Annotated in this window: 13 protein-coding genes and 3 pseudogenes; 7 read left to right on the top strand and 9 right to left on the bottom strand. The window is 61.3% G+C overall.

Going from position 1 to position 16,698, the window contains the following annotated elements:
- Positions 1-38 precede the first annotated feature (38 nt).
- Genes tssC through tssA form a run of 3 tightly spaced genes read right to left on the bottom strand, consistent with a single transcriptional unit; the run spans position 39 to position 3,263 of the window.
- Positions 39-1,544, bottom strand: coding sequence for a type VI secretion system contractile sheath large subunit (tssC, locus tag NKI20_RS11710; protein WP_023758846.1), 1,506 nt, complete (start codon positions 1,542-1,544; stop codon positions 39-41).
- A gap of 3 nt (positions 1,545-1,547) precedes the next feature.
- Complete coding sequence (gene tssB, locus NKI20_RS11705; RefSeq protein ID WP_023758845.1) at positions 1,548-2,087, bottom strand: type VI secretion system contractile sheath small subunit; 540 nt, start codon at positions 2,085-2,087, stop codon at positions 1,548-1,550.
- 6 nt (positions 2,088-2,093) lie between these two features.
- Positions 2,094-3,263 (bottom strand): type VI secretion system protein TssA, encoded by a 1,170-nt coding sequence (tssA, locus tag NKI20_RS11700; protein WP_352727485.1) that lies wholly within the window; start codon positions 3,261-3,263, stop codon positions 2,094-2,096.
- A gap of 331 nt (positions 3,264-3,594) precedes the next feature.
- On the opposite strand from tssA, the gene tssH reads away from it, so the two are divergent.
- Positions 3,595-6,378 (top strand): type VI secretion system ATPase TssH, encoded by a 2,784-nt coding sequence (tssH, locus tag NKI20_RS11695; protein ID WP_352830682.1) that lies wholly within the window; start codon positions 3,595-3,597, stop codon positions 6,376-6,378.
- A 535-nt stretch (positions 6,379-6,913) separates the two neighbouring features.
- Positions 6,914-7,129, top strand: a complete 216-nt coding sequence (locus NKI20_RS11690; RefSeq protein WP_023758840.1) for a hypothetical protein — start codon at positions 6,914-6,916, stop codon at positions 7,127-7,129.
- A 25-nt stretch (positions 7,130-7,154) separates the two neighbouring features.
- On the opposite strand, the pseudogene NKI20_RS11685 reads toward NKI20_RS11690, so the two are convergent.
- Positions 7,155-7,637: pseudogene (locus NKI20_RS11685) on the bottom strand (histidine kinase); the annotation flags it as partial.
- A 209-nt stretch (positions 7,638-7,846) separates the two neighbouring features.
- Here NKI20_RS11685 and NKI20_RS11680 point away from each other — a divergent pair.
- Entirely contained in the window at positions 7,847-9,850 is a 2,004-nt protein-coding gene (locus tag NKI20_RS11680) for an AI-2E family transporter (RefSeq protein WP_352830680.1), read from the top strand.
- A gap of 516 nt (positions 9,851-10,366) precedes the next feature.
- Here NKI20_RS11680 and NKI20_RS11675 read toward each other — a convergent pair.
- Positions 10,367-11,552, bottom strand: a pseudogene (locus NKI20_RS11675) (ABC transporter ATP-binding protein/permease); the annotation flags it as partial.
- Between the two features lie 177 nt (positions 11,553-11,729).
- The gene (locus NKI20_RS11670; protein WP_352830678.1) at positions 11,730-11,897 is read right to left on the bottom strand and encodes a hypothetical protein; all 168 of its coding nucleotides are present in this window, start codon (positions 11,895-11,897) and stop codon (positions 11,730-11,732) included.
- A gap of 508 nt (positions 11,898-12,405) precedes the next feature.
- Here NKI20_RS11670 and NKI20_RS11665 point away from each other — a divergent pair.
- From NKI20_RS11665 to NKI20_RS11650, 4 genes and pseudogenes are all read left to right on the top strand, one after another.
- Entirely contained in the window at positions 12,406-12,594 is a 189-nt protein-coding gene (locus NKI20_RS11665; protein ID WP_352830676.1) for a glutathione S-transferase family protein, read from the top strand.
- Positions 12,595-12,608: 14 nt separating this feature from the next.
- On the top strand, positions 12,609-12,989 hold the full coding sequence (locus NKI20_RS11660) for a glutathione binding-like protein (protein WP_352830674.1): 381 nt from the start codon (positions 12,609-12,611) through the stop codon (positions 12,987-12,989).
- 370 nt (positions 12,990-13,359) lie between these two features.
- A pseudogene (locus tag NKI20_RS11655) lies at positions 13,360-14,419 on the top strand (alpha/beta fold hydrolase).
- A 143-nt stretch (positions 14,420-14,562) separates the two neighbouring features.
- Complete coding sequence (locus tag NKI20_RS11650) at positions 14,563-15,495, top strand: Dyp-type peroxidase (RefSeq protein WP_502898076.1); 933 nt, start codon at positions 14,563-14,565, stop codon at positions 15,493-15,495.
- Positions 15,496-15,539: 44 nt separating this feature from the next.
- Here NKI20_RS11650 and NKI20_RS11645 read toward each other — a convergent pair whose 3' ends face one another.
- The 3 genes from NKI20_RS11645 to NKI20_RS11635 are packed head-to-tail and all read right to left on the bottom strand — an operon-like array spanning position 15,540 to position 16,409.
- Positions 15,540-15,704: a hypothetical protein gene (locus tag NKI20_RS11645; RefSeq protein ID WP_352830670.1), complete on the bottom strand. Its 165-nt coding sequence runs from the start codon at positions 15,702-15,704 to the stop codon at positions 15,540-15,542.
- Positions 15,705-15,741: 37 nt separating this feature from the next.
- On the bottom strand, positions 15,742-16,167 hold the full coding sequence (locus tag NKI20_RS11640; RefSeq protein ID WP_352830668.1) for a type II toxin-antitoxin system VapC family toxin: 426 nt from the start codon (positions 16,165-16,167) through the stop codon (positions 15,742-15,744).
- Entirely contained in the window at positions 16,167-16,409 is a 243-nt protein-coding gene (locus NKI20_RS11635; protein ID WP_352830666.1) for a type II toxin-antitoxin system Phd/YefM family antitoxin, read from the bottom strand. Before NKI20_RS11635 ends, NKI20_RS11640 begins: the two co-directional genes overlap by 1 nt.
- Between the last annotated feature and the right edge of the window lie 289 nt (positions 16,410-16,698).

Genomic DNA, 16,698 nt, shown 5'->3' with positions numbered 1-16,698 from the left:
TCCACCGCTTTCAAAAACCAGGATGTTGTTGCTGCAAATCAAGTCTTAACGGACGGTAGTTCCGACACCAGTCGGAGCGAGGCGTTGATGCCCTCCAACTGGTAATGCGGGCGCAAATAGAAGCGGGCATTGTAGTAGCCCGGCCGCCCCTCCACGCTGTCCACCTGAACCTCGGCGGCGGCAAGCGGGCGCTTGGCGCGCGCCTTGTCGTCGGCAAAGGCCGGGTTGGCCAGCACGTATCGGTTGATCCACTCGGTCAACCAGATCTGCATGTCGGAACGCTCCTTGAACGAGCCGACCTTGTCGCGCGCGATGGCCTTGAGGTAGTGCGCAAAGCGCGAGACCGGGAACAGGTAGGGCAGGTTGGCGCTCAGCCGCTCGTTGGACTGCGCATCGGGATCGACCAGCCGCCCCGCTCGCGTCTCGTCGTCCTGCAGCGAGTGGGCCCCGATGAAGGCCGCGAGATCGGTATTCTTCCGGTGCAGGATGGGCATCAGGCCAAGCTTGGCCAGTTCCGCCTCGCGCCGGTCGTCGATGGCGACTTCCGTCGGACATTTCATCGCGATGGAGCCATCATCGGTCGGGAAGCTGTGCACCGGCAGATTGAGCACCGTGCCGCCATTCTCGACGCCGCGGATCTGCGTGCCCCAGCCAAACAGCTTGTGGCTGCGGTTGATGTTGACGCCCATCGGGAAGGCGGCGTTCATCCAGACATATTTGTTGTGGTCGCCCTGCACCTCTTCCTCGAAGGTGAAGCCCTTCACCGGAACGGTATCGGTGCCGTAGGGCAGCCGCGCCAGGACGCGGGGCATGGTCAGGCCGATGTAGCGAGCGTCCTCACTCTCGCGCAACGACTGCCACGAGGCATAGGCCGGGTTGGAGACGATCTGCTGCAGATCTTGCGGGTTCGGCAATTCCTGCCAGCTGTCCATGCGGAACAGGCGCGGCGAGGCCGCCGCGATGAACGGCGTGTGCGCCGAAGCGCAGATGCCCGAGATGTTGCGCAGCAGGCCGACGTCGCGCGGGTGGTTGGAAAACTCATAGGCGCCAATCACGCAGCCGATCGGCTCGCCGCCCAGCATTGAATACTCGTCTGTATAGACTTTCTTGAAGATCGGGCTCTGATCCCACATCTGGCCTTCATAGTCTTCAAGCGTATCGGCCAGCTGTTCCTTGGAAATGTTCATCACCCGGATCTTCAGCTTCTGATCCGTCTCGGTGTTGTTGACAAGATACCAGAGGCCACGCCATGTGCCTTCCATTTCACGCACTTCCGGCGCGTGCAGGATCTCGTTGACCTGGGTCGTCAGCATCTTGTCGATGCCGGCGATCAGCGATTTGATCGACTTGATCGCATTGGACGAGATGGTCGTGGTGTCGGAACGGGACTGCGCCGCGAGCGCGAGATTGCGCACGAGTTGCTGCAGCTTCTCGCTGTCGTCCTTCTTGACCTTGAAATCCTTCTCGAGGAGTCCGCTGAATTCTCCAAGGTCTATGGCCTCGGCCTCGGCGGCGACTGCGGCGGTCTTTTGCTGTTCGGCCATGATTTATTCCCCAACCTTGTCGTCATCCGACAGTGCCTGGTTGGCGATCTTGCCAAGCAGCGGTTCGTTGTTCAGAAGCTGCGCGATGCGTTTTTCGGCATCGACGCGGCCGTCCATGAAGCCGAGCAATTCCTCGAGCTGACGACGCATCTTGAGGATCTCGGCCAGTTGCGGAACTTGCTCGGCGATCTTGTCCGGGGCGAAATCACCCATCTTGCTGAAGGTGAGATCGAGCGCCAGTTCTTCGTCGCGCTCCTGGCCTTCGGCCTGTGGCAGGGTATTCTTCACCCGGGCTTTGACGCGGGGCCCGAGCGCCTCCATGAATTTTGGGAAGCGGTTTGCGTCGGTCTCGACAAAGGAGCGGTCCAGCACCGACTTTGACGCTTCCTTGGTTTGCGAAGCACCGGCAAGGTCGGCCATCACGCCCATGACAAACGGCAGTTCGATCGTCGTCGGGCTGCCGTAGGTTTCCACATCGTAGGCGATCTGCACTCGCGGCGCGCGGTTTCGTTCGATGACCTTCGCTTTGCTTTCGGCTGGCATGTGTTGTTACCTTTCATCCTTCTGAGCCGTCTTCTTGGCATCGGGAACGCCGGCAAGCAGCCTGAATTCCTTCAGCCCAGACGGGGCGAGATCTTCCATCAGTTCAACGAAATCCATATGCACCATCCGGCGTACGCGCCGAGCCAGGTGCGGAATCGGGCTCGACGGTTCGGTGCGGTCGTAGAAGGCGACGACGAGGTCGAGGCATTTCACCACGTCGTCGCGCGAGGAGATCCGGTCGGGAAGCCCCGTGCTCGGCTCCGCGTAGCTTGCCATACTTGCCATCGCATCGGCTCCATGACCGTTTCGAGCAGGCGTTGCCGGTTCCGCCGGCATCGGCGTGGCCGCGCCATTCGTCACCGCGCCGGCTGCCGAATTCCGTTCGAGTGTCGTCAGCAAACGCTGCAGGAACCGTTTTAAGTCCGGAACGGGAGCGCCGCCGCCGCCGAGACGAGCGTTGAGCGCGGCCTCGACCGCATCGAGTGCCGCGATCGTTGCCCGGGCGTCAGCGATGAGCTGGAGCATCTCCGCATTGGCCTGATCAATCTGGGCCGCACATCCGGCACGCACCCGATTCAGGAGTTGTGCGTGCGCACTGATCAGCGCGGCCTTCTCCGCCGCATTCAACCCCGAGGCGGCCTCCTGGAGCATGACACGGTCGTCGAGCGCACCCTTTTCCAGATCCTTGCCCTGAATCGGGCCGATCGCGCGCGGCGCGAAGAACGTCATTTGCCGCAGGTTCGCCAACAACCCGTCCTGACCATTCTGCAGGTCGAGCAGCGCATTGATACGGCGCAGGGCGGCATCGCGTGGCGAAGCGTTGGGCCGCAGTGCCGGATGCATGGTTTCCCAATGCTGATCGAAAGTCTGCGCAATGAGAGTCAGACCTTGCGCCAGCCCGGCCAGCCCTTCTTCATTGGCCAGCGCGCGCGTGACGATGACGAGCAGGCGCAGGTCCCGACCATGCGCGCGCAACTCCTCCGCCTTTGCGAGCACCGCAGGCCAGTCGACCGGAATGGTGCTTTGCGAGGCGGCCTTGTTGTTGCCGTCGTGGACGACTTTGATCTGGGCTTCCGTCAGGCGCTCCAGCTCATGAAAAGCTGGGTCGTTGCGCAAATCTTCCCCGGACGGATTCTCACCGTCGAGCGAAGTAAGCCAGAGTGCGAGATCAATCACACCAACCCCCAGCGAAGGCCCTCAAACCAGATGTGACCCGACGTTATCACACCGCTGCACTTTACCACAATTCAACGACTGCTCAAAAATTAACAGAAGCTAAATGCAACCGCCTCCGAATGCTGACATCCGTAGCATGATTGCCGATCCTGCATGAGAAATGTATCGCGCAAGGGCCCAATTCCGTGATTGTTTGCAGCCGGCGGTGCAGGACGTCCATAAACGCAATAAGCTGGCTGGACCGGTCTTCGAGACCTCGTCCATCACGCACTTTGTCAAGTGGCGGCTTATGTGGCAGGTTATCGGCTGGCAGATTGCAGGAGCACGTTCGATGGAACAGCGCCGGTCGTCGCAGAGCTTCAAGCGTAAGGAACTGGTCGGCAAGCTCAATCCTGTCGGTGTGCGAGCCTTCAAGGCCGCCGCCGACACCGCCAAGCTGCGCGGCAATCCTTACGTCGAACTCGTCCACTTCATCGAGCAACTTGTGCTTTCCGACCGCTCGGATGTGCAGATGATAATCGCCGATGCGGGACTGGATGCGAGCCGGCTCACAGCCGACATGACCCGCGCCGTCGACAAGCTGCCATATGGCGCAACGTCGATCGAGGAATTTTCCGACCATATCTTTCATGCCATCCAGGAAGCCTGGAACCTGGCAACGCTGGAATTCGGCGTCGAGGAAGTCCGTAGCGCACATGTTCTCCTTGCCTGCCTAAAGACGCCGGTGCTGGAAGGCCTGCTGTCGAAGATCAGCGGCGAGTTTGACAAGGTCGACGCCGCCGCGGTCATCCAGCGCTTTGCCGACGTAACTGAAGGGTCGCTCGAAGCCGGGGCTGCGCCGTCCGCTGCCGCCGCCGAGACCCCGCCGAAGCGGGCACTGGGCGGGGATTCGGCGCTGGCGAAATACGCCACCGACCTGACCCAGCGCGCCCGTGACGGCAAGATCGATCCGGTCGTCGGCCGCGATCCGGAGATCAGGCAGATCGTCGATATCCTGATGCGACGCCGGCAAAACAACCCGATCCTGACCGGCGAGGCCGGGGTCGGCAAGACGGCGGTCGTCGAGGGCTTTGCCTTGCGTATCGCTGAGGGCGACGTGCCGCCCACGCTGCGGGATGTCAGCGTGCGCATGCTCGATGTCGGATTGATGCAGGCGGGTGCAAGCGTAAAGGGTGAGTTCGAAAAACGGCTGAAGGCAGTCATCGATGAGGTCCAATCATCCGAAACGCCGGTCATCCTGTTTATCGACGAGGCCCACACGCTGATCGGCGCCGGCGGCGCGGCTGGAACTGGCGACGCGGCCAATCTCCTGAAACCGGCGCTGGCGCGCGGTGAGCTCCGCACAATCGCGGCAACGACCTGGGCCGAATACAAGCAGCACATCGAAAAAGACCCCGCGCTGACCCGCCGTTTCCAGGTAGTAAAGATCGACGAGCCGTCGGAGGCGGTGGCCGTTCTCATGTTGCGCGGGGTGGCCGGCGTTCTGGAGCAGCACCACAAGGTGCAGATACTCGACGAGGCGATCGAGGCGGCGGTCGGCCTGTCGCATCGCTACATCCCGGCACGGCAACTGCCGGACAAAGCGGTAAGCCTTCTCGATACCGCTTGCGCGCGTGTCGCCATATCGCAGCACGCCACGCCGGCCGAGGTCGAAGATATCACGCGCCGCCGGCAGGCGCTGGAGGTCGAGCGCGGCATCATCGGTCGCGAGGCCGCGATCGGCATCGAGGTGACTGAGCGGCAGGCACGGGTCGACAACGGGCTTGCCGAAAACGAAGTCAAGCTGGCCGCCGCGCAGCAACGTTGGGATCGCGAAAAGGCACTTGTTGCCGAAATTCTCGAATTGCGCGCCAGGTTGCGCGGCGAAGGCGTACAGCTCGATGCGGTAGAGACACCGCAGACGAATGTCGAAACGGCAGGCGCCAACGCAGTTGAAGCTCAGCTGCCCAAGACCGAAACGCCTGAGACGAAAACAGGCCGGGCTGACGTGGAGACACCGGCGACTGCCGCTGCCCCTTCATCCGATCCGGCCGCCGATCTCGCCCGGTTGCGCGAACTGATGACTGAACTGGCCGAGGCGCAAGGCGAGACCCCGCTGATCCTGCCATCGGTCGACCGCAACGCCGTGGCCGCCGTGGTCCAGGACTGGACGGGCATTCCGACCGGACGGATGCTGTCGAGCCAGACCGAGAAGGCGCTTAAGCTCGCCGCCACTCTGTCCGAGCGCGTGGTCGGGCAGGATCACGCCATGGAGATGATCGCCAAGCGCGTGCAGACCAGCCGCGCCGGGCTCGGCGCGCCGGAAAAGCCAGTCGGCGTGTTCCTGCTTTGCGGCCCCTCGGGTGTAGGCAAGACCGAAACCGCATTGGCGCTGGCCGAAACACTCTATGGTGGAGAGCAGAACCTGATCTCGATCAACATGTCCGAATTCCAGGAAGCGCACACGGTCTCGACGCTCAAAGGCGCGCCGCCCGGCTATGTCGGCTACGGCAAGGGCGGCATCCTGACCGAGGCGGTTCGCCGCAAACCTTATTCGGTGATCCTGCTCGACGAGGTGGAGAAGGCGCATCCCGACGTGCACGAAATCTTCTTCCAGGTTTTCGACAAGGGGATGATGGACGACAGCGAGGGCCGCCGGATCGACTTCAAGAACACGCTGATCCTGCTCACCTCCAATGTCGGCTCGGAGGTCATCATGGACCGCACCAAAAATGGCACGCTGCGGGCCGGGCTCGAAGATCTGGACACCGCGTTGCGCAGCCCGTTGCTGAAGGTCTTCCCGGCGGCCTTCCTCGGCCGGGTGGTGACCATTCCTTATTATCCGCTCTCGGATTCGATGATCGAAGCAATCACCCGTCACCAGTTCGCCAAGATCGCACGCCGGCTGCGGGCAACCAACGATGCGGAATTGGTCATCGGCGACGGTGTCATGGATCTGGTCAAGGCCCGCTGCACTGAGATCGAATCCGGCGGCCGGATGATCGATGCCATCCTCACCAACACGCTCCTGCCGGAACTCAGCCGCGGCGTGCTGAACCGCTCGCTCGAGGGCGAAAAAATGACAAAAGTAACCGTCGGCGCCTCCAAGGAGGGCTTCACGTATTCCTTCGAATAAGAATGTTGATGACGAGTTGCTTCGGCGTCTCTTGCATAGGCAGGCCGAGCCAGCCGGCTCGACCATCTTTGAAGGCATGGGAGACCTGCCTGCCGCTCCATCTCGCGCCAAAGGGCGAGTTTGTGTGGCGATCGAACCGGCATTGCTTCAAGCCTCGCTGGAGCTGGACGAGAGACAATCATGAGAACCACAACCCTGATCCATCGCAACGCACGCCCAGTCCGCCGCGAAGGCGCAACGCATCTCTTCGCCGTCGGACAGGCTGTCCGGCTGAAGAGCGGCATCGGCGCGTAAGGGTTAGGAGCTGGTAGGGGCTTTCGAGCACCGGCCAAGCGGACCAAAAATCCGCTGCCAGAACAAGCCAACAGGCTGGCCGCCCGGACTCAAGGTGCGATCGTGGAAGTATCCCGATGGCAAGGCCGCCGGCGCGACCGCAGGCCAGGTGTTCTTTACACGGCCAGGCGAGCCGGGAACATTATTTCCCGCCAATGCGTTTCAAGATCCTGCAAGGGACGATTTGTTTTGGAGGCTGAATATGCGCGGCTTCGAATTGATCGATCTGCTTTACGTGGTCGAGGGTTGCAAGCGCGATCGAGTGGTCGGAAGTTTCGTGTCGATGGCCGAAGGCGTGGAAGAGTTGCGTGTGCTAACCGGCGATTTCGTGTCTCCGGATGATCTGATGGCAAATGCACTCTCAACAGTAGCGCTTGCGCGAGGCTGCTCGGTTTTATTCGATGAACAGGCAGGCTGAAATCGCTCAAGGCCGCCCCTCCGTCAACCCGATGCTCCATCTCACGTAGCAGCACATCCTTTTGCCGCAATAGGTCTTCGGTGCGGCCGAGGAGTTCTTCCTTTTCGCGCTCGATGACACGCCGCGCCGTTATGTCGTTGAAGGCGAGCAGGATGGTGACGGCCGAATTGTGGTCGTAAAGCACCTTTCGCGCGTTGAGCAGCATCGTGCGCTGGCCGATGTTGGGGAAATCATACTCGACCGCGAAGCCGTCCATGGCGGTCTTCTCAGGGATGATCGTCTCCAGGAGCAGGCGCAGTGCCGGAATATCCCACTGGCCGTCGGCTAACGCATAAAGCAGGGCGCCGTGTGTCTCTTCGGGGTCGACCTTGAAGGTCTGATAGAAGGAGTGGCTGGCCGCCAGCACATGAAACTTTTCGTCGAGGACGAGGAACGGTTCGGCAATAATGTTGACGATGGCCTGCGCCAGCGTCTGCGCGTCGTCGATATTCTCAATGGGGCGGAACAAGCTCAAAGCCGATCTGAAGGCGCCTTCGCCTCCTCTTCGGCCACTTGTTACACACTTGCCACTTCGTGTCGTGAATTGAATCGAACCAGCGCGTCACGACAACGTGCCAGTCGGACTGTTCGGTCGGAACCTGCAAGCGCGTAAAGCTGCTACGTTGCGCGCCAGCTAAATATGCCCGATCATGGCGCGCGGGCGAGGCTAGGTATTCAATGGCGGCAAATCGTCGAAACGGCATTTACCCATCAGAGCTCGGCTTGGCGGGCATTCTTTCCGCAGCCAACGCCCGTCCGCGCACCTCATTGCCCACCGTCGCCACGATCGTGACAGCGGTTGCGGCGCTGTATTTCGGGCGCGAAGTGTTCCTGCCGATCGCCATTGCGCTGCTTTTGACCTTCGCGCTTGCGCCCGTGGTGTCGGCTCTGAAGCGCGTCGGCATTCCCCGCCTTCCCGCTGTCATCGCCAGTGTGTTCGGTGCCTTCGCGGCACTCGCTCTGTTCTCTTTCATTGCCGCATCGCAGGTTAGCGAACTGGCGCAGAACATCCCGATCTACCAGACAAACATCCTGACCAAGATCCGGTCGCTCAAGGAAACCGGGGCAGCAGGAGGGATCATTGCCAGATTGAGCCAGGTGATCGAGCGCGTCGGGCAGGAGATCGACCTGCAGGATTCGTCGCCGCCCGCCGCCGACACGCCCAGGCGAGAGCCCGTGCCGGTCGAGATCATCGCGCGAGAACGGCCGCTCGAGTTCCTGCAGAACCTCATCGGCCCGTTGATCAGCCCGCTGGCCTCGGCGGGTCTGATCATCGTTGTCGTCATCTTCATGCTGCTGGAGCGGGAGGATTTGCGCGATCGTTTCATCCGCCTTGTCGGTTATGGCGATCTGCACCGCACCACCCAGGCGCTGCAGGATGCCGGCAAACGCGTCGGCCAGTATCTGCTGATGCAGCTGGTCGTCAACATCGTCTATGCCATACCGATCACCATCGGGCTCTGGATTGTGGGCATCCCCAATGCGTTGCTGTGGGGCCTACTAGCGCTGGCGCTGCGCTTCGTCCCCTATATCGGGCCGGTCATCGGCGCGCTCCTGCCACTGTTGCTGGCGCTGGCGGTAGCGCCCGGCTGGTCGCTGGTGCTGTGGACCGCCGGCCTGTTCGTGGTGATGGAGTTGCTCACCGGCAATGTCGTCGAACCCTGGCTCTATGGCTCGCGCACCGGGCTCTCGCCATTGGCCATCATTGTCGCGGCGATCTTCTGGACCTGGCTGTGGGGGCCGCTCGGCCTGATCTTGTCGACGCCGCTCACCGTCTGTCTGGTCGTGCTGGGCAGGCACGTGCCGCAGTTCGAATTCCTCGACGTACTGTTCGGCAACGAGCCGGTGCTCGAACCGCATGCCCGACTTTACCAGCGACTGCTGGCCGGCGACCCGGAAGAGGCCACCGACCACGCCGAGGAGTTGCTGGAGGAGAAATATCTGGTCGAGTTCTATGACCAGGTCGCCATTCCCGCTTTGTTGCTCGGCGAGCAGGATCGTGTCCGCGGCGTGATGGACGACCAGCAGAGACGGCAGGTGGCGGCCAGCGCGCTGACGCTGGTGGCAAACCTCGACGACAGCGCACACGAAGAAGCGGCCGAAGAGGATGAACCGGCCTCCGCCGGGGACGGCAAGACGGCTGCGGGAGAAGAAACAGCCGGGGAGGGCAAGGAAGCCGAGGACGACATCGGACTTCCTGATGGCGTCGGCATATCAGTGCTATGTGGCGGCGGGCGCGGCGAACTCGATGATGCCGCCGCTGCCATGCTGGCGCAGGTGCTCGAAGTCAACGGTGCGACGGTGTCGAAGGCGGGATTCGCCGACATGGAACCGGCGAGCATTCGCCGGCTCGATCTTGCCGCTGTCGATACCGTCGTTGTCGGCTTCCTCAATCGCGATTCCGTCAAGCACGCCCGCTTCTTGGTGCGCCGGCTGAAGCGCGCCAGGCCGGCGCTCAGGGTTGGCATCGCGTTCTGGTCGGAGGCCGGCAACGACGATAGCCAAGCGGCGGCGGCACTGGCCGGCGACATCAATGCCGATTTCGTTGCTCATAGCATCGCCGATGCAGTGCGTGGCGCTCTGTCCAGCGCGCCGCCGGTCGCGCTCAAGCTTACAGCCAAGCGTCGCTTGCGCCGGCAGCCGTCGTTGGCGAAGAAGGCGCCGCTGGCGGTTGCAAGCTGAGGCCGCGGTGACGGCGACGGCAGGGCCCGTATCGTGGCGCAGGTCACCGATCCCGGCGAGGGCCAGCGGTCTCGCAAACAGCTGCCCGGCATCAGAACGTCGAACGAAGAACCGACCTCAGAGCCAATGGCCCAGGCATCTTGTCATCCAGCTCGAACTCGTCAAGGACAGTATGGTAGCAGGCCCAGGCGCAGGTGGCCGGTACGCGGAGAATGGGGCAGTCCCAGGTACCCGCCAATTCTACGCAGGCACCTGTTCGTCGATGCTAAAGTCTAGGGCGGCCAGGCGCGATGATTGTAGAAGACATCGATGCGCTCGGTCACAGTTCGTCAGGGATGTGCGATCCCCGGCATACATGCCAAGTGGCCATTCCTCCGCTCCGAGGAGCAAAGACGTTGCCCGGCCATTAGCATTTAGCAGACCGTGTAAGTTGACGTCTGTCCTTACTCTCAAAGCAATCCGTGAGGAGAGGGAACAACCTCGTCCAGCGGCGAGAACAGGCTGCTTGCCCTTCTATTCGGGACAGCAGGTCTCAAGTTTCTCGGTGGTCAGGCCAATCTGCATTGTCGCCGACTTCGATGGGCTTTTCCATGTCGTGCACCACGTCGGTCTTATTCAGCGCGATGCGAAAATCGGCAACACGCATCAGCGTGGCGCGCCAGTCGGCGATGCTGCCGACGTTGTTGATGAACCAGCGCAGCGACGAATTCATCTGGTTAAACGCGCCGACTGCCACCATCAGTCCGCCGAAGCCTATCTGGCCCGAGAAATACACAGGTGCCGCGATAAGGATTGGGACCACGATGCCAATCCAGCCGTAAGTGTTGGTCACCCATGACAGGTTGATCTGGGCGGTGTAGATGCGCCGCATTGCTGCCAGCACCGCACTGAGGTCCATTTCGAGCCGTCGCTTCGCGTCGGCCTCGCCATGGTAGAGCGCGATGGCATCGACGTTTTCGTTGATGCGCACCATGGAGGAGCGCAGTTCCGCTTCCCGTGTGTAACGATCACCGTCGAGATTGACCAGCGGGCGCCCCACCAGCCAACTCAGCCACGATGCTATGCCGGCATAAAGCAGCGCCGCCCACACCATGTAACCTGGTATCGCCAAGGGATAACCGCCAATGTGGAAGACGAAGCCAGAAGAAACCCGCCAGAGCACCTCAACAAAAAACGCCAGCAGGATGAACGACTGCAGCAGCCCGATCCCGAGGTCCGTCGACAGATCGGAAAGATGCGCGGCGTCCTGCTGCATGCGCTGATCGGGATTGACGCCGATAGCACCGGCATTTGTCAATCGCAACGCCCACGCCGGGTGCATCCATTGGTCGATCAGGTCGAGCGTCAACGCCTCGCGCAGCTTCAGCCGGATCATCTGGTTAAGCCAGGCCTGGCTAATACCGAGCACCAGAAGGCTGCCGGCAATAAGGGCAAAGATCACAAGCTGATATAGGAGAACCGGCAAGTCGCGGCGCGCCAGCGCGTCGTAGAAGGGCTGGTTCCAGCTGTTGAGCACGACCTGGCCGATCGATGTCGCGCTAATGACTGCCACGATTCCAACCGACGTCCAGAGCAGCCAGTTGCGGACCGGCGATGCCTTCAAACCCAGATGGATGGTCGCCAATTGGTCGCCGAGGCTGCTGGCATCGACCGAGACGGCGGCCATCTTGACACCGGAGTTGTCGTCCGCTTGGTCAACCATATATGAGGTCCATGCTTACGAAGCGGGTCCCATCGGCGCCAGAGCCGTGCCGCGAACTCGGGTTGCGAGCGGGTTCGTCGCGGTTACCGTGCTGGCCAGGGTTGGGAATACCGTTTGCCGGTTGAGACGGCGGAAAGACCGAGGCCTCGCCCGGTCCTGAAATCAATGCCGTCAGGGTCAATGGCCCCAGTTGCCCCGGCCAAATTCTTCCTTGGGACCGATCGGCCTGCGGATGGTCTGCGGCACGCCGGCATTTTTGTCTGCTTCTTTGCTCGATGCCGTATGGACGGCGTCGGTCGCAGGCAACTGCGGATCGGCCGGACCCATAATGGTCATCTCCGGCATGATGATGACTCCTGGCTTTGGAAAAAACTGCTTCATTTCGTCGGCGGCACTTCGCAAATCCACGCTTCGGTTTTCGCGCCGCATGTCAGCTTGAAATATGCCAACCAAGGCAGGATGTGAGCCATCGTGCCAAGGGCACGCGCTTCCAATACCTTCGTCTATGGTCTCCCGAGCGAAGGACTGGTCGGACTGTCGAGCACGCCATGTCCAGGAGGGCGGGGACTCTGGTTCCTCCTGACCCATTCCTGATGTGAGCTGAGACGCTCGGCGTTGAGCGTCCGGCGACCACGAACAATTGTTTCAGCTCGACCATACCTCGGCATAGGCGCGCCTAGCTGTCGGTGTCGTAGCCATCCCCACCGCCAAGTGCGAGTCCTCTGAGCGTCGTTGGCTGCCGACGGCGTGGATGCCGCCGGCAATGATGACCGGCGCATCGCGATGAGCAGTCTCGCGCCCGACGACGGCCAAATTTTCGAAACGTCATCGAGGGTCCAGAAAGGGAAAGACCGTGAAACTCTACTATAGCCCTCTCGCCTGCAGCCTGGCCGACCACATCGCCTTGGAGGAGGCTGGTGCTTCCTTCGAGCGCGAAACCGTCAATCTCAAAACCAAGCGGACCGGCTCCGGGGAGGATTTCACCACCGTGACGCGCAAGGGTATGTTCCAGCCCTCGTACTGGATAGCGGTGAAACGCTGACAGAAAACATCGCCGTGCTCGATTGGGTCGCATCACAATACCCGGCACTGGGAGTGGAAGGGCCAATGGGCCGTACGCGCGTTCTCGAAGCGCTGACCTACGTCTCCACGGAAATACACCGAAGCTTCAAGCCCATGTGGCACCAAGGCAGCGATGCTGAAAAGGCCAAGGCGCGCGCGACGATTACCACGCAACTCGGCCTGTTCTCGGACGAACTCAAGACCGACTATCTGTTCGGCGACAAACCCAGCGTCGCGGATTTCTATCTTTTCGTGATGCTGCTCTGGGCCGCCCGTTTCCAAGTCGCTGTTCCCGCGCCTTTGGAAGCGCTCCGCGCCCGAATTGCGGCCCGTCCGGCCGTTCGCGCCGCGATGGTTCGCGAGGGTCTCGTCTAACTGCGAAGTTGGCCGTTCGCCCGTCCTAACGCCCCTGAGCCAAGGCATACAACAGAGGAGCTATTCATGCTTGCGTTGCTGCAGAACCTCCACCTGATCGCTGCCCAAGCGCGGCGATTGGTTACGCCCCGAATTTCTAAGGATGGAGGCCGAGGCGCCACTCAGCATCGTCTTCCCACGTATAGAAGCAGCCTCCTAGGTTGCCCAGCAAGGGCGTCAGACTTCAGGTGGTGGCGTCACTCACGCCAGGCCGTCCTGAACGATTGCCAGGGCATGCAGCCTGGCACTGCCAAGTCGATGAATGAAGGCGATGCCAAAGCTGCGTCAAACAGCAGGGCATCCGATCTTGCCCTGGAAAGAGGTTGCAACAATGGAAAATGCAGAACCGCCGAAAGAGATCGATCGATATCGCGGGGCCTTTGTCGGCGCCGCGGCAATCGGTCTGGCTGCTACGCAGTTCACGACAGTTCTCACAGCTCAGGCACGACCTGTTTCAGGGTTGGATGGAGCAACGACAGAGCGGTCGACGGCCGCTTCCTTCGCAGTGCTCAGGCAAGCCGACGCTGGCGTCCTGAATGTCGGTTACGCCGAGGCGGGTCCGCCCGACGGTCCCGTGGTTATCCTCCTTCATGGCTGGCCCTACGACATCCACAGCTTTGTCGAAGTCGCTCCGTTGTTGGCGATGGCGGGCTATCGCGTGATCATTCCGTATGCACGCGGCCATGGCACGACGCACTTTCTTTCCAGTCAGACGGTTCGCAACGGCCAGCAGTCTGTGCTGGCTGTCGATGTCATCGAATTGATGGATGCGCTGAAGATCAGCCATGCGATCATCGCCGGCTATGACTGGGGCGCGCGCACGGCCTGCATCGTCGCGGCGCTCTGGCCTGAGCGTTGCAAAGCCCTTGTCTCGGTCAGCGGCTATCTGATCGGCAGCCTCGCGGCAAACAGAATGCCGTTGCCGCCGAAAGTAGAGCTTCAATGGTGGTACCAATACTATTTCGCCACGGAACGCGGGCGGGCGGGCTACGAACGATACCGGCGGGACTTCGCGAATCTTATCTGGCGGATCGCCTCGCCGAAATGGGACTTTGACGACGCCACATTCGATCGCAGTGCAGCTTGCCTCGACAACCCGGATCACGTCAGCATCGTCATCCACAATTACCGCTGGAGGCTCGGCCTGGCACAAGGCGAGCCGGAATTTGACGGCCTGGAAAAACGACTGGCCGAAAGTCCCCTGATTACGGTGCCCACCATCACTCTCGAAGGTGATGCCAATGGCGCACCCCATCCCGACAGGCGCCTACGTCAAGAAATTTTCAGGCAGATACGACCACCGGATCATCACCGGCGGTATCGGCCATAACTTGCCGCAGGAAGCCCCACAGGCCTTCGCCCAGGCTGTTATCGACGTCGGGGAATACTGACAGGCAAGCTGATGCCTGGCTGATACGAAAGTGATCCTGCGGCAACTCGTATTGAGCAAATCGCAACTCGGCCTTGCTGCGCCTTGCCCGTCGACTGCCTCGTACCGAGTGACATATCGAAAGGATGTATTGTGGACTCAACTGTGCCATCTGCTGTTTCGCAACCGGTCGTCGCGCAACTGACGCGGTCCGCAATTTTTCTCGTCGTGACGATCAAATCCGGGCCCGAACATGACGCGGCCGTGCGCGCCTTGTGTGGCGATCTTTCCGCGCTGCTGCGCGCAGTTGGGTTCCGTGACCTCGAGGGTCGGTTGTCATGTGTCATGGCGTTTGGGTCCGAAGCCTGGGACCGCTTCTTTGGAGCGCCCAGGCCGAAGGACTTGCATCCATTTCGCGAGATTCATGGCCAGCATCACGCTGTCTCGACGCCGGGCGACATCCTGTTTCACATCCGTGCCGCGCGGATGGATCTTTGCTTCGAGCTGGCGACACAGATCATGTCGCGGCTCGATGGCGCGGTTTCGGTAGCGGATGAGGTGCACGGCTTCAATTACTTCGATGACCGCGACCTGATCGGTTTCGTCGATGGCACCGAAAACCCGGTGGATCAAGACGCCGTCAAGGCGGCGATTATCGGCGAGGAGGACCTCTCTTTTGCGGGAGGAAGCTACGTGATCGTACAGAAGTATCTGCATGATTTGAAAGCATGGAACGCACTCCCCATCGACGAGCAGGAGGGAATTGTCGGCAGAAAAAAACTCTCTGATATCGAACTCGACGATGCCGTGAAACCGATCTTCGCCCACAATGCGCTGACCACGATCGTCGAGGACGGAGAGCAGTTGCAGATTGTGCGCGACAACATGCCGTTCGGCGGCGTCGGCAAGGGTGAATTCGGGACGTATTTCATCGGCTACGCCCGCTCGCCGCGCAGAATAGAGCAGATGCTGGAGAACATGTTCGTTGGCCGGCCGCCAGGCAACTACGACCGGCTGCTGGATTTCAGCCGCGCCGTCACCGGCACTTTGTTCTTCGTGCCGTCGGCGACATTCCTCGAAAACATTGCCACGGAGTAAGCGGTCACTCGACTGCTGGCCCGGCCCGTCGGGCGGACCTCATTCTACGTCGTCGTAGATTCGCGGATAGTCTGCGAAAGCATGGGATTCCCCAACAGCTGAATTTCGTCAATGAAATTGCTCTCCGAAGCTGCCATTCCGCTCCCGGCAATCGTGAGATAATCCGCGACGATCGCCTCATTCTGCTCTTCGGTCCAGTCACCGGCCATGGATGCCTCAGACAAGGGTAGAGTGGGAGGGCCCGCTTCATGTCAGCAACCGCGTCGGCACGCCGAGCGCCGGACCGGCCTTGCCGAGGCGCTGGTCGAGCGTGTGCACCGTGGCGCCATGCTCCGATGCAATGGCGAGATGCAGCGCATCGCCGGCCCGAAGCCCAAGCATACGCTGATCGGCAAACTTCGCCGCGGTCCGGAATTGCCCGCCAGTCACGCCGAGCACGGTGAAGCTCTCGGCGACCAGCTTGTTGAACATGGCGAGCGCCCCAGCGCGCTGTTCAAGGCTGATCTGGCTGGTCCGCAGCTTGATCGCCATGACCGAAGACATCTCGGTGATGGTCCAGTCGCTGATCAGAAGCTGCGCCGCATCCTGCTCCGCCAACCAAGTCTGGACGCGCGGCGTCATCGCTTCACTGGAGAGCGCCGCGATGATCAGCGACGTGTCGAGATAAAGCATCAGTAGCGGTCCTCGTCCCGCATCGCGCGCACCAGGTCAGCAGCGCTCTCAGTCTGCGGCGGCATAATCGCCGTCAGAGACCGGAGCAGGGCAGCGTCGATTGGTTTGCGAGGATTGGCCACGGCGGTGAGCCGTGCAACCGGCTTGCCGCGCCGAGTGATGTCGATTGAATGGCCTGCCTCGACCCGGTCGACCAACTCGCTCAGATGGGCCTTGGCTTCTGCCAGATTGATTACATCCATGACATTCTCCTGACCATGTAGGTGGTCATATAGCGGGTTCAACTAAGAATTCCAGAGCGAACCCCGACGTCCGTCGTGGCGAGTACTCCTGTGTTTGTTGCGGATACCGACGAGCGCGGGAGCGATATGGCGGTCATTGCGGTCGAGCAGTTGACAGCGTTTGGGTATAGGTCCAGGTCAAGAAAGACAGACGTCGCGACCGACCAACTTGCGGATCTGGCGGCAGCGGGTCAAACGCCTGGCGCCGGCACCAGGCGGAAAGAATGCTTCCAGTCCGCGGCATAGGCGC

Origin of the sequence: Mesorhizobium sp. M0830, from assembly GCF_040319965.1 — a bacterium.
Taxonomy (GTDB): domain Bacteria; phylum Pseudomonadota; class Alphaproteobacteria; order Rhizobiales; family Rhizobiaceae; genus Mesorhizobium.
Note: the sequence above shows the minus strand (reverse complement) of the source record. Positions and strands in the feature narration are given on the sequence as shown.